Genomic DNA, 12213 nt, shown 5'->3' with positions numbered 1-12213 from the left:
TGCGCGGTCGCTCACTTCACCAGCGGCTTGGTGGCGAGCCCTACTTGCGTGAGGCCGATACGCGACAAGAGATCGAGAACATCCATCACGCTTTGATATTGCGCCTGCGCGTCGCCGCGCAGCACGATCGGAAACTCCGGCGTCAGCGCCTTCTGCTGGATGAGCCGCTGCTCCAGCTCCGGCAGGGTGACGGGAATCGTGTCGAGAAAAATCTTGCCGTCGTTGGCGATGGTGATCGCTTTAGTCGTTTGCGTGGCGAGGCTCGGAGCAGCGGAGGCCTTCGGCAGATTGACCTTTTGGCCCTGCACCGTCGCCGTCGTCATGATGATGAAGATCACCAGCAGAACATAGGCGAGATCGAGCATCGGCGTGATGTTGATATCGTCATAGGGCTTGGCTTCGTCTTGCATCTTCATCGGCGTCACTCCCCCGCAATTCGCCGCTCGACGACCTCGAGCCGGTCTTCCGAATAGGATTCCGCCATGCGCGTCACGAATTCGTCGACGAAGACGTGAATGTCGCTCGTCAGATCTTTGATGCGGGAGATGAGATAATTGTATCCGAACAGCGCGGGGATGGCGACGCCGAGGCCGGCGACGGTCGCCACCAGCGCCGCGGCGATGCCCGGCGCGATCGCATTGACATTCACATCTCCGCTCGCAGCGATCGCCGCGAAGGTGATCATGACGCCGACGACTGTGCCGAGCAGCCCGAGGAACGGCCCGCCCGAGATCGCTATGGTCAGCACGACCATCAACCGATTGAGCTGTTGCGTCTCCTTGACGACCCCACTGTCGAGCGCCGCCCGGATCGCCGCGATCGACGGTCCGGAAAGCGCTCCCCTGCGCACGCCGGAGGCGATGAAGCGATGACGGATCTCCGAAGCGCCGATATGATAGATTCGGTAGAGCGAGGATGGCCGCATGCTGTCTGCGTCCCGCTCGCTGATGCGGCCGCCCAAAGTCGCCACATCCTCATCGTCGCTGTGATCCAGCGCGGTCAGATCGGTCGCGAGCTCGCGAAAGCTCTTCATGAATTGCGCATTGGCCTTCGCCTGCCTGTTCAAATAGGTCGCGCGGTCGATCATGACGAGCCAGCTGATCGCCGCCATGATCATCAATAGGCCGATGATGATCCATCCATCGAGCGTCACCGACTTCAAGATGATCACCATATAGCCGGACAACCAGCTCGCGGTCTCTTCGTCGACGCTGAAGGAGATGAGCTTGGATGGATCCAGTCCCTGTCCGATCGCAGCGAATTTGATGAAACCGGCCGGACGCGCGCTCTTGGCGATCTGCAATTCGTCGATATCGCCGACGAAGCCAGGAGCGCCCGCTTCGCCGCCGATCGCAGCGCTCGTGCGAAGCTCTGGAACGCTGGCGTCGAGCGTCGCATAGGCACGGCCGTCGACATAGAGCGAGAGGCGCCCCGCGCCAGCGACAACGGCGAGATGCCGCCAAGCGTTCGCAGTCCAAGGCGCGCCGACGGCGCTGCGGGTGACCGCGCCCGCTGTCGTCACCTCGACATAAGGCGCGCCATTGTCGAGGCCGATCGTCAATGCGTCGGCGCCGTCGCGGCGGCTGTAGAGCGTCGCATCGGACGCAAGCGTCGCCGGCTTGACCCAAGCCGAAAAGGTAAAAGCGCCGCCGGCGGCGAGCGCCAAGGGCGGAGACGCGGGAAGAATAAGAGGCGCGCGGCCGTCGAGCCGCAAGCCCCCGCCGATGATCGCGCCATCGGCCGGCTGACCGACACTCGACGCATTGTTGCCCCACACCGACGAGTCGAGCGCCGGCGTTCCGCGCTCCGCGAAATGATAGACTAGCGCGGTGTCCGCATCATAGGCGCCTTTCGGATCAGCGGTCGAGACGGCTTTTTTGTCGCCATAGTACAACCATATGTCCGTCTTTGCGCCGGGCTGCACATTCGGCGCGGCCACCCATATCAACGCCTCGCCTAGAAGTGGATCGAATTTCTCGATGTGATGCTTGAGCGGCGTCTTGTCGTCGCCGGCGACGAAGCGCAAATCGCCGCCGTCCTCTTTGGCCGAGGAAAAGCGGAAATTGCCTATGTGCAGTCGCACCAGCACCGGCGTCGCGCCGATCGGATCCGTGATATTGGCTCCGGAGGCGCTGGCGTCGATGGTGATTTTCTTGCGCAGCTGCCACTCGTCGTTCCACCAGGCGAATGCGGAGGACGACCACAATGTCATCATCGTAGCGACGCAAAAGAGCATCGAGGCGATGCGGAAGCGGCGGCGCGCGAACTCGAGCGCCGATTGACGGCCTCGTAGCTCGGATCGAATGGGCATGTCGAACGTCATCGTCGTCATCAGAATTCACCCCAGACACGGAAGTTCAGGCGCGGCTCCTTCGCCTGCGTATAGAGTTGGCTGATCATCGGCATCGAATAGACGAACATGCCGCTCACATGGTCGAGCAGCTTGATGCGCGCCCCGAAGCCATAGCTCCACAAATTGAAATGCGCCTGCTGCTCGGCCAGCGGATGAATGACTTCGACGACCCCCTTGTCGACGAAGCCGAACAGCCTCCACTCGTTGAACAGGCTCACCGGCAGGCGATCCGCGCCGGCTTCGCGTTTGAACGCATCCTGCAGAATTTCGCCGATGTTGGGGCTGCGCAGCTCCACCGTGCCGGCGGCTCCGGTGTCGCCGAGGACCTCGGATTCGAGATAGCCCCTCACGGTGTCGAGACCACCGACGCTGATCTGCTCGCTCGACGCCAATGGCCCGTCGGCGATCTGGCCGATGATCCGGCCATAGCCTTGGAAGCCGTCCGGCAGCTCCTGCAGATGCGAGACATCGAGGTTGAAGTGCGTGAAGTTTCCCGACGCATAGGCGCGCTTATTATCGAATGCGGTCGCGTCACTGCTCGCGGGACGCATGTTCAGAGTGAACGATGCGTTGAGCTGTGTCGTGAAATTTTCGGTCTGATAGGTGGCGTTGTAAGTCGCCACGAGCGGATAATAGGTGATCGGCGAGGAGGATGAAGTTTCGGTTCCGATCCTGACGACCTCGCCGTAATGCTTATAGTCGAGCCCCACCGAGACGGAATGATACAAATTCTCGATCGCCGGCAGCGACATCACAGCGCGCAATCCGACAGTCTGGCCCGGCCCGACGACATTCACGCCGCCGACGGTGGCGACATCGCTCGTCGAGGTGAGCCCATATGCGAGCACCGCCAGCCAATCGACGTCCGGCACGCGCGCGAGATAGGAGGCGGAGAAGACCTCGGCGTCGGAGCGTTTCTGCGGCGCCGCCTGATAGGTGAAGCTCAGCGAATGACCGAGCTGCCAAAGATTATCGTAGCGCACCGTGCCGATGATCCGCTGAGGCGTCGTGTTGGGCGAGCGGCGATTGTTGAACTCCATATTCGCATGGAGCGGAAACTTGTCTTCGACTTCGAGATCGACATCCACCGTGCCTGGCGCGACGCCGGCGCGTAATGCCGGCGTCACGCGCCGGTCCGGCCATTGGTTGAGCGCGACGATGTCTTTCGTCACCTCGCCGAAATTCGGCACGGTTCCTTCCTTTAGAGAGGACGCCTTGGCCTTGATCTGGTCGATGTCGAAGAAGCGCGCGCTCTTCACGCGCAAGCGGCCGATTTTGAGCTCGGCGACCTTGAGGGCAATGACGCCGCCTTGCGCATTTTGTTGCGGAACGGATACGGCGACCGTCTGAAAGCCTTTGTCGTGATAGGCTTTTTCGAGGGCCGCGCGCGCTTTTTCGACATCGGCGGCAGTGCGACCCGGGCCGACGAATGGATAGATCGCTTCCTCGACCTCGAGCTGCGTCAGTCGATCGGCTCCGTCGACGACGAAATCATCGATATCGAAACGCGCCGACGACGCGGAATTCTCCGACGCCGCCTTCGCGGAGGCAGGCCGCTTGGGCGCTGTCGTCTCCGTGGCCGCCTTTCCCGGGGACGTCGCCTCGGCGGCGCCTCCGGCCGCAGCGCTCTGCGCTTTTCCCATGCACCAAGCCGCGGTCGACGCCGACAGGCCGCCGCACATCACTAGAACCGCGAGAAAGTCACGACCGACATCGCTTCGAAACCGCGCATATGCGCGACTGCTCGGCCCACTACTGGACAAGACCATTCGGTTCCTCACCAACGCGGGAGGCACGCTCCCGGCAGTCGATCGCCGCCCGGTGCGACGATCAAACGCACTCCCTCGTTGGAAAGACGATTCGGTTAGCCCGGACCCGAAAATCAAATTGCGAAAAAATACTGATCCCTCACCTCGCGAGATCGGATCGGCGAGAATTTCGGGAGGATCGCATTTGCGCACCGTGGTGCGGCGGCCGGTCAACCGAGAAGGACGACACCGCCCGGAAGCGCCAGCGCGCGGGCTCCGAACAGGCGCTGAACCTGCTCCACGAGAACCTCGAGCCGATCGACTCGAAAAACGCCGTCGACGATGCGTCGGCTCAAATCGGCGTTGGCGATGATGATCTTGCCCGGACGGTAGCGATTGACCTCTTCTATGACCTCGGCGAGCGGCGTGTCGTGAAAGAGCAGCAATCCCTCCTGCCAGGCGGTCACTCGACGCGGATCGACGCGCGAGGATCGCATGACGCCGTCGGCGCCATAAGACACCTGCTCGTCCTTGCCGAAGCGCAGCGCGAACTCGCCGTGCTCGACGCTCACCGAGCCCTCGAGGCAGCTCACCGAGACGACGCCATCAATGCAACGCGCATCGAAGCGCGCTTGGTTCGCCGTGATCTTGCTCCCGGCTGCGAGGACGACGAGCCGCCGCGACTGCGGCAGGTCGACGGAGACCGCAGTCTGCCCGGAAATCAGCTCGATCTGTAACGCCGCCTCCGTCGGTTTCACCGCGATGCTCGTCTGGGTGTTCATCTCCAGGGAAACGTCCGGAGCGAGGGCCACCACTCGCCGCTCGCCTTTGCCCGTGCGGTAGTCGGCGGAGAGTTCTTTGAGCGATGGCCATAGATCGAGCGGCGGGCGCAGGAGCGCGACCCCGGCGACCGAGGCGGCGATCGCGCCCCCGACAAACGCGCGACGCGACAGCGCCCGGCGCGGCGACATTATTTGCGGCGGCGAGGCAGTCTTCTCGCTCGCTTCGGCGGCCAGCTCCCGGCCGGCTACGCCGATGAGACGCCAGACGCGCACGGCGTCCCGAAACGCCTCTTCGTGAAGAGGGCTCTGCGCGCGCCAATGCTGCAGTTCTTCGAGATCCGCGGCAGAGGGCTCGCCGGCTTTCAGTCGCGCGATCCAGCCTAGGGCTTCGTCCAGCAGGGGGCGAGGCTCGCACGTATCGGCCGGCTCATTCACGGTTCGAGGCTCGTCGTCGGCGCCGGCCACGCCAGAATCCTCCCTCAGAAGGCGAGAGCGTCGCGTAGCTTTATGCGATTCTATGGGTTTGGAGCAATCTTCTCGCATCGCATTTTTCGGTCCTGCGCGGAACCGTCCGATCGGGTCGTCGACTCGACCGAAGCCGTCGCGAACGAGACGACATCCGCTCTCGTCGTCGAAGGTCCGCTCCGACGCTCGCGAAAGAGTCCAGTCCTTCTGAACATCAGACGACTGGCGCGCGCCTATCCCGAAACGCGATGGAGAAAAGAGAGACGATTTTGCCGGAGAGTTTTTGGACGGCGCGCAGCGCGCCCTTCTCTCGGGGCGCGTCGCCACGGCGCAGCCGCGTCGTCATGACTTCGGCCGTGGCCCCCCCAGCCGAAGCACGCGTTTGCGACTCAAGCGATCCGCGCAATGCGTCAAAGCATATCTGAGATCAGCCTCGACGGTTCGGGTGGTGACATCCAGACCGGTCGCGACCTCTTGCGCCGTCCGACCCTCGACGGCGATTTTCCTCAGCACTTCGCGGCGGCGCGGCGACAGCTCGGCCATCGCGCGCGTGAAAGCTTCGATCTCGGAGCGCGCTTCGGCGATCTGGGCTGGTCCTGGCGCTTCGTCGCAAATGTCGAGAATTGCGTCCACCGCAGCAGCGCTCACGCGATTGCGCCCGGCTTTCTTGTGATCCTTGGCGATATTGACGGCCGTGCGAAAAATATAATCCTTCGGGCTTCGAACGTCCGCCGCCTCGCCCACCCGGTCCAATCGCAGGAATGTCTCGTGAAGCGTTTCGTATGCGAAATCCGACGAGCCCAACCGCCTCGTGAGTCGTCTCAGCAATTCGTCGTAGCTTTCGACGAGCTGACTGCACAAACGCGCACGATTGGTCTGTATCACGGAACTCGGGCCCCGACGACGCCGACTCTCAAGACCTCGAGAGCATGCAGTCACTAACGGCGTTGAACGACGAATTGATGACAGCCCCGCTCGAGGCGTCGTCGAATATCCTCCATGCGGACGCGGTTCGGCCGCCGTGGCGACACGATCTCGACGGTCATCGGGAACCGCCGCGTCTATTTGAGCGATTTGACGACGACCAGGACGCGAACGGGTAGCGGCAGATGTGTCGGCGCGTCCCGGCTGATGAGAAGCCCTTGAAGAGAGGCGCTCACCGCGGCGTCCCGCTCGCTGTCGCCGGTCGACTGGAACAGTTGAGCGCGTTCGACCCTGCGCGCATCGTCCACCCAAAGCTTGACGCCGATACGGTAGTTTCCCGAGCGCGTCCGCGCATTTCTGCGTAGAGCCCTCTCGATGTCGTTGCGGACGGCGTCACTATAATCTCGCAAGAGCGCCTGTTCTTGGTCGCCGTCCCTCGACGCCTGAACTTGCAGCGGATCTAGAGACATATCAGCAGAGGCGAGAGGATGAGCAGGCGGCAAATCAGAGAGGGCCGCAAGCGGCTCGAGCGTGATCGCATTGGGCCCGACATAGCGAGCTTTGACGTCGGTTCCCGCCAGAAGACGCTCGAGCGCGGCGTCCGCCGTGAAGCTGCCATGCAGAGGCGCAGATCGGCGTCCGGCCGCAGAGCGGCTCTCGAAGAGCACTTGCACGCCGGCCGCCTGGCCATAGGCCTCCAGCGCGCTCGCGAGCGACTGCGTGGGAATGTCGTAGAAGCGGGTCGGCTCCTGCCGCGCGCCCTCGTCCTGGGCCGACGCCGCATAGGCGAAAGCGGCGACCCACGCCATTACGAAAACCGACGGCAGGAACGACGACCTCGCGGCGCGGACGCGATCGGCCTCGCCCATGGAAGACCCCCGCCCGGTCGCAGAAACCCGTTTGACCGACAAATCGATGCCCATGACTCTCAACACCTACGATCCGCAACGACGCCGCCGCGTCGCGTTCCGATCTGCGCTCGCCATTCCTGCGACGAATGGTCCGCGCGTCAGAGCATATCAAAAGCGATCGGCGCGAGAATCGTCAGCCGGTCGGGCAGTTCGCGGGGGATTCTCGGCAGCGGCTGCGCCCGCCGGATCGTTTCGGCAGCCGCCGCATCGAGAGCGCTCTGGCCAGAGCTGGTCCGAATCTGCACATCGGTGACGGCGCCGTCCCGCCGCATGGCGAAGAGCACTTGCACCGTTCCCTGCTGCCCTGCCCGCCGTGCCTCTTCCGGATACCGCCGAAACCGGGCGATATGGGCCAGCAGCGCCTTTTGGAAGGCGATCGCCGCTCGATTGTCCGAAGCGAGCATTCGGGTCGAGGATGCAGCGGGAACCTCTGCGACAGACGTTGTGTCGACGGTCCGTTCCCGTTGCGTCGGCCTCGTGTCCGGGGCGACAACGGTCCGCTCGGAATGTTCGAGGGATCGCTCGGACAGCATAGCGGACGCCATCCCGTTCCTCGGCGGCGCCGGCTCCTGCGGGCGGTCGACCTGCTCGCGCGGAGGAAGCAAGCGGACCTCGATTATCGAATCCTGCGTCCTCGGAAAGGACGACGACGGCGTATGGCGCAGCAAGTAGACGCCCACGGCGAGAAGCGCCGGCACCATTAACGTTACGCCGACCAGCCATCTCACCTCGAGCGGCCGGGCGACTGCGAGCCAGTCCGACCCCCGGCCGCGCTCTGGAGTCGGCGAACCCTGATCCGACATGCCAGCTACCCCAGTCCGACGCGACGAAAGAGCAAGACATCCGCCAACGGACGTAATCCCGACGCCCACTCGCGAGCGAGCTTTCAGTCGACCCAATACGACTTTTTTGTGACGGCGGCGAGGCGCACTCCGCCCACTCGCACGCCGCCTTCCGCTTAGATCGACGCACTTACATGCGATAAATATCTCCGTTTGATGACAAGCCGCCGCCTAGTGGGCTGTAGCGCAAATCAAGCGAATGACAGCATCTGATCGACGAGGCCAGCGCCGCTCCACGCGAGACGCGCGTCACGCCTATCGCCACGCAGCTTTTCCAGCGGCGATGGCGGACGGATCGGCGCCACAATGTCCGTGAAAATGAAGGAGGGGCCATGGACGTTCTCGATCGCCGCCACTTCGGCGAAGGTTTCGTCGCTCTCGCCACGCTCATCGCCATCGGCGCCTTCGACGCGCGCGCCGCCCGCCAGCTCACAGCCGATCACGACATGTCGAACATGCCGGCCTCATATACCGGCAATGAAAAGATTGGCTTTCTGAGCTATCCGCAATTCGTAGATCTGCCCATTTTCACGAGCACGCGATTGCGTATCGCAGTGTCGGTGGTTCGATTCCGCCCCTGGCACCACTCCCGCCTACGAAAATCCACGCTAGACTACGATAAATCAACGGGTTAGCAGGCCGCACGGGCGGAGCCGCCTTCGGCAGCTCTACGCTCGGATACGCTGCGACTTGCCTCCTCCTTTTTGCTGTCCCCTTGCTAGAAAGGGACAGCGAGATTCCCGGATTTGGCAGCAAGGTGATCCCTAAAGGGGGCCGCCGCATCTACCTCCTGCAATACAGCCAGGGCGGTCGAGACCATCGCGTGACGATCGGCCGACACCGCGTCGAGTTCACCGCCGAGCAGGCGAAAAACGAAGTGCGTCGCCTACGTGGATTGATCGCCTCGGAAGAAAATCCGGCCCAGCTTCGATCTCACGAGCGATCCGTGCCGACGTCGCGGCACTGGGGGAGCGCTATCTCGAGGAGTATGCGGGGCCTCACAAAAGGCCCTCGGCTTTGGCTCGAGATAAGCGCAATCTGCAAAATCACATCAAGCCGCTGATCGGCGCGCTGAAGGTCTCCGACGTCGAGCGCCAGGACATTTCGCGCGTCATGCGGGACATCGCTGCCGGCAAGACGGCGAAGGACGAGAAAACGAAGCGTCAAGGACGGCGTATCGTTCGCGGCGGGGAGATCGTCGCCAATCGCGTTCACGCGCTCCTTTCCAATATGTTCCAGCTGGCCGAGGACTGGAAATCCCCCGGCGAAGCCGGGGGCTTTAAGAGGCATGAACGCAATTCCCGGCGGCCGACGCTACGTCTGCCTTGGATGCCCTGCTTCGCTTTGACCGTTGGTCGATCATTGCCCGCGCCAGAGCCGATTCGAAAGGTCAAAACCTGAGCGAAACGCGCGCATAATAATAGCCGCCATTGACGCCGAATGGAGAAAACACCGGGAAGATGGCGGCGCCTTGGTTGCGCGAGAATGGCACGGTCTGGTCGGGCCGCACGCCGAAGAGATTATTGCCGCCGATCGCCGCACGCAGTCCCGAGCCGAAATCATAGGCGATCTCGCCATCCGTAATGAATTTCGGCGTGATGACATTGGTGAAGAAAGGAGCGCTGCCGGTGAATGGCGACGCCACCGTCTGGCTGATGTTTCCATATTGTGTGAAATGCAGCGAGAAGGTCCATGAGTCGTAGAGGTAGGAGCCGCCGAACACCACCTTCGTGCGCGGCGTCACATCGACGATGTTCGAGCGCGCCGCGGCGTTGAGCAAGGGCGCGCCATTGAAGGCCGCGGGCGCCGCGGCGACGGAGAGGATCGTCGTCTCTATGAAACTCGCCGCGGCGTCGAAACGCAATGCGCCATAGGAGCCGAGATCATAGGCGTAATCGGCTTTCACATCGACGCCGCGCGTTCTCGTGAAGGCGCCGTTGACGAAGAAGCTGACCGTGCCGACGGCGCCGGGCTGAAATGAATTGCCGCTCGCCGTGATCGCAGCGAGCGCTGTCGGACCCGTCAGTGAGCCTGTCGTCACGACGCGGTCGCGCAGATCGATCTGATAGGCGTCGACCGAGACATGCAGGCCATTCAATGGTTCGGTCACGACGCCGAGGCTGATGTTCGTCGACTTTTCGGGCTTCAGCGGTTGTCCACCGGCGATGCGCGCAGCCGAGGAGTTGGGCGGCAGCACCACGGTCGCCGTGGTCGGAGAGACGGTCGTCTGCGAGAAGAACTCCTCCGCGAGCGTCGGCGCGCGAAATCCGGTGCTGACCGTGCCGCGCAATGCGATCCTTGGCGAAATATCGTATCGCGTCGAGAGCTTGCCGTTGATCGTATCGCCGAAGTCGCTGAAGGTCTCGTAGCGGCCTGCTATGTCGATCTTCCAGTCCGGCAGCGGCTTGCTGCTGAAATCGACATAGCCGGCGAAGGATTCGCGGCTGTGATCGCTCTCGTCCGTCGGCCTTATGCCGACCCAGGCCGCCGGGCCCGACGAGTAATAGGAGAAGAAATCGCCGCGCCGCACCCCATAGGTCTCGTGACGATTCTCGGCGCCGATCGATATGTTGACGGGCGCCGGCAGGAAGCTCGGCGCTACCTCCTTGCCGAGATCGAGATTGATCGTGCGCAGCGTGCGCAAATATTGGCCGATATAGAATTGGCGCGGCGTCCAACCGGCGCCGAAGGCCGTGAGCGTATCGTTGAACAGCGATACATTGGCGGAATGGTCGAGGCCGACGTCGATCTTGTCGGAGCCATAGGTGAGGCTCAGATCCCATCTCACATCGTCTAAGACCTTACCCTTCGCGCCGCCTGTCAGCGACCAATCCTCCTCATGGATGGTCTCGGCCGGCACGAAGCCCAACGGATCGATGATCTTGTTTGCGGCCGTTCCGTTGAGATTGGGCGCGCGGTAGTTCTGGAACGCGTCGCCGCGACGGCCCGCGCCCGTGCCGAAGAGATAGAGCTGGACGCCATTGTCGAATTCATAGCCGGCGTTGAGGCCGGCCGAGCCATTGATATAGGCGGCGTCGCCGATGATGGCCGCGACATTGGGATCGACCCAGGGATAGGCGGTTCCGGGGCCGACGCGCAGGCCCGTCCCGTCCGATGTGCGATCGGGCCCGGTCTGATTGCTGTGCAGATGAGATGTAAGATCGGCGCCTAACGTCAGAAAACCCTGATTGCCGATCGCGAAGCTCTTGTCCGCCTGCAGATTGCGCGTCAGCCCATTGCCATGCGTGTTCGGATTATAGCTTTGCCCATAGGAGCCGACGAGGGCCGAGACGCCGCCGCCGTCGGAGTCGGCCTTCAATATGATGTTGATGACGCCAGCGATGGCGTCCGAGCCATATTGGGCGGCGGCGCCGTCCTCGAGAATTTCGATATGATCGACGAGCGCGACCGGAATGAGGTCGAGATCGGCGCCCGCTGCGCCTTTGGTGAAGCCCGAAGACGATAGATTGGCGGTGCCGTGACGCCGCTTGCCGTTGACGAGCACCAGCACATGGCTGGCAGTCAATCCGCGCAGTCGCGGCGAGCGCACGAGATTGTTGAGATCGCCGCCGACTCCATAGATCGAATAGGACGGATCGAGACGTTGAAGCGCATCGACGAGATTGGTGCGACCCGTGGCTTTGAGCCGCTCGCCGCTGACGACAGTGACGGGCGCCGTGCTCTCGCGCGCCTTGACGCCATAGTCGCGTGTGCCGGTCACGATGACATCCTCTATCGCCGCTTCGCGCGGCTTCGACTCGGCCGCCACTGTCTGGGCGCGCGCCGGCAACGTCATGATCGCTAGGGCGAGCGCCGATGCGCTGGCGCCGATCTGCTTCGACCGTCGATAATGACGACGCGGTTTTTCCCGAGCGGAGCGGGCGTCGGCGGGGAAAATCATGAATTCTTCTCCAAATGAAAGAAGTGGCGATTCGCGAACGCGCGAATGGACGCGCCGAAGCGCGTCGTGTGGCGGCATGCTTTTCAAACCATTGGAATAGTAGGCGTAATTATGCGACGCGCGCAACATGAAATCACTAATTACGTCAGCATAGCGAGTTCATAAGGAGAATAAAAATGCGTAGTTATTTATCTATATGAAATGGATGAGCCTGCCTCGCAGGGAAACAAGGTCGTTTGTCTTTTTGAGACGTGGATTCTGCAAAAAAATTCTTGTGTTTGCGGCCG

General features: G+C 62.5%; 10 protein-coding genes and 2 pseudogenes. 3 read left to right on the top strand and 9 right to left on the bottom strand.

What is annotated here, in order from left to right; all coding sequences use genetic code 11:
• Positions 1–11 precede the first annotated feature (11 nt).
• The 8 genes and pseudogenes from AC6IY7_RS15605 to AC6IY7_RS15570 form a co-directional block, all read right to left on the bottom strand.
• Entirely contained in the window at positions 12–416 is a 405-nt protein-coding gene (locus tag AC6IY7_RS15605; protein WP_024881694.1) for an ExbD/TolR family protein, read from the bottom strand.
• A gap of 5 nt (positions 417–421) precedes the next feature.
• Positions 422–820: pseudogene (locus AC6IY7_RS15600) on the bottom strand (MotA/TolQ/ExbB proton channel family protein); the annotation flags it as partial.
• A gap of 513 nt (positions 821–1333) precedes the next feature.
• Positions 1334–2212, bottom strand: a pseudogene (locus tag AC6IY7_RS15595) (DUF2341 domain-containing protein); the annotation flags it as partial.
• A gap of 119 nt (positions 2213–2331) precedes the next feature.
• Positions 2332–3996, bottom strand: coding sequence for a ShlB/FhaC/HecB family hemolysin secretion/activation protein (locus AC6IY7_RS15590; protein ID WP_497780329.1), 1665 nt, complete (start codon positions 3994–3996; stop codon positions 2332–2334).
• Between the two features lie 335 nt (positions 3997–4331).
• Positions 4332–5348 carry a FecR family protein gene (locus AC6IY7_RS15585; RefSeq protein ID WP_497780328.1) on the bottom strand — a complete coding sequence of 339 codons (1017 nt, stop codon included), beginning with the start codon at positions 5346–5348 and terminating at the stop codon, positions 4332–4334.
• A gap of 342 nt (positions 5349–5690) precedes the next feature.
• Positions 5691–6233 (bottom strand): RNA polymerase sigma factor, encoded by a 543-nt coding sequence (locus AC6IY7_RS15580; RefSeq protein WP_497780327.1) that lies wholly within the window; start codon positions 6231–6233, stop codon positions 5691–5693.
• Positions 6234–6409: 176 nt separating this feature from the next.
• Positions 6410–7141, bottom strand: a complete 732-nt coding sequence (locus AC6IY7_RS15575; RefSeq protein ID WP_497780326.1) for an STN domain-containing protein — start codon at positions 7139–7141, stop codon at positions 6410–6412.
• 140 nt (positions 7142–7281) lie between these two features.
• Positions 7282–7884: an energy transducer TonB gene (locus AC6IY7_RS15570; RefSeq protein WP_497780325.1), complete on the bottom strand. Its 603-nt coding sequence runs from the start codon at positions 7882–7884 to the stop codon at positions 7282–7284.
• 473 nt (positions 7885–8357) lie between these two features.
• Here AC6IY7_RS15570 and AC6IY7_RS15565 point away from each other — a divergent pair, with 473 nt between their 5' ends.
• From AC6IY7_RS15565 to AC6IY7_RS15555, 3 genes are all read left to right on the top strand, one after another.
• Entirely contained in the window at positions 8358–8660 is a 303-nt protein-coding gene (locus AC6IY7_RS15565; RefSeq protein ID WP_497780324.1) for a hypothetical protein, read from the top strand.
• A 122-nt stretch (positions 8661–8782) separates the two neighbouring features.
• Positions 8783–9088, top strand: a complete 306-nt coding sequence (locus tag AC6IY7_RS15560) for an integrase arm-type DNA-binding domain-containing protein (RefSeq protein ID WP_497780323.1) — start codon at positions 8783–8785, stop codon at positions 9086–9088.
• Entirely contained in the window at positions 9043–9426 is a 384-nt protein-coding gene (locus AC6IY7_RS15555; protein ID WP_497780322.1) for a hypothetical protein, read from the top strand. Before AC6IY7_RS15560 ends, AC6IY7_RS15555 begins: the two co-directional genes overlap by 46 nt.
• Here the strand turns inward: AC6IY7_RS15555 and AC6IY7_RS15550 are convergent.
• Positions 9416–11926 carry a TonB-dependent receptor plug domain-containing protein gene (locus tag AC6IY7_RS15550; protein ID WP_497780321.1) on the bottom strand — a complete coding sequence of 837 codons (2511 nt, stop codon included), beginning with the start codon at positions 11924–11926 and terminating at the stop codon, positions 9416–9418. The two genes, AC6IY7_RS15555 and AC6IY7_RS15550, sit on opposite strands and share 11 nt — an antisense overlap.
• Between the last annotated feature and the right edge of the window lie 287 nt (positions 11927–12213).

Source organism: Methylosinus sp. is20ea (assembly GCF_059718135.1).
Note: the sequence above shows the minus strand (reverse complement) of the source record. Positions and strands in the feature narration are given on the sequence as shown.

What these genes read in the sequence shown, in the direction of transcription:
- AC6IY7_RS15605 (WP_024881694.1), bottom strand. Translation starts at nt 416, where the DNA reads ATGAAGATGCAAGACGAAGCCAAGCCCTATGACGATATCAACATCACG.
- AC6IY7_RS15590 (WP_497780329.1), bottom strand. Translation starts at nt 3,996, where the DNA reads ATGGGAAAAGCGCAGAGCGCTGCGGCCGGAGGCGCCGCCGAGGCGACG.
- AC6IY7_RS15575 (WP_497780326.1), bottom strand. Translation starts at nt 7,141, where the DNA reads ATGGGCGAGGCCGATCGCGTCCGCGCCGCGAGGTCGTCGTTCCTGCCG.
- AC6IY7_RS15570 (WP_497780325.1), bottom strand. Translation starts at nt 7,884, where the DNA reads ATGGTGCCGGCGCTTCTCGCCGTGGGCGTCTACTTGCTGCGCCATACG.
- AC6IY7_RS15565 (WP_497780324.1), top strand. Translation starts at nt 8,358, where the DNA reads ATGGACGTTCTCGATCGCCGCCACTTCGGCGAAGGTTTCGTCGCTCTC.
- AC6IY7_RS15550 (WP_497780321.1), bottom strand. Translation starts at nt 11,926, where the DNA reads ATGATTTTCCCCGCCGACGCCCGCTCCGCTCGGGAAAAACCGCGTCGT.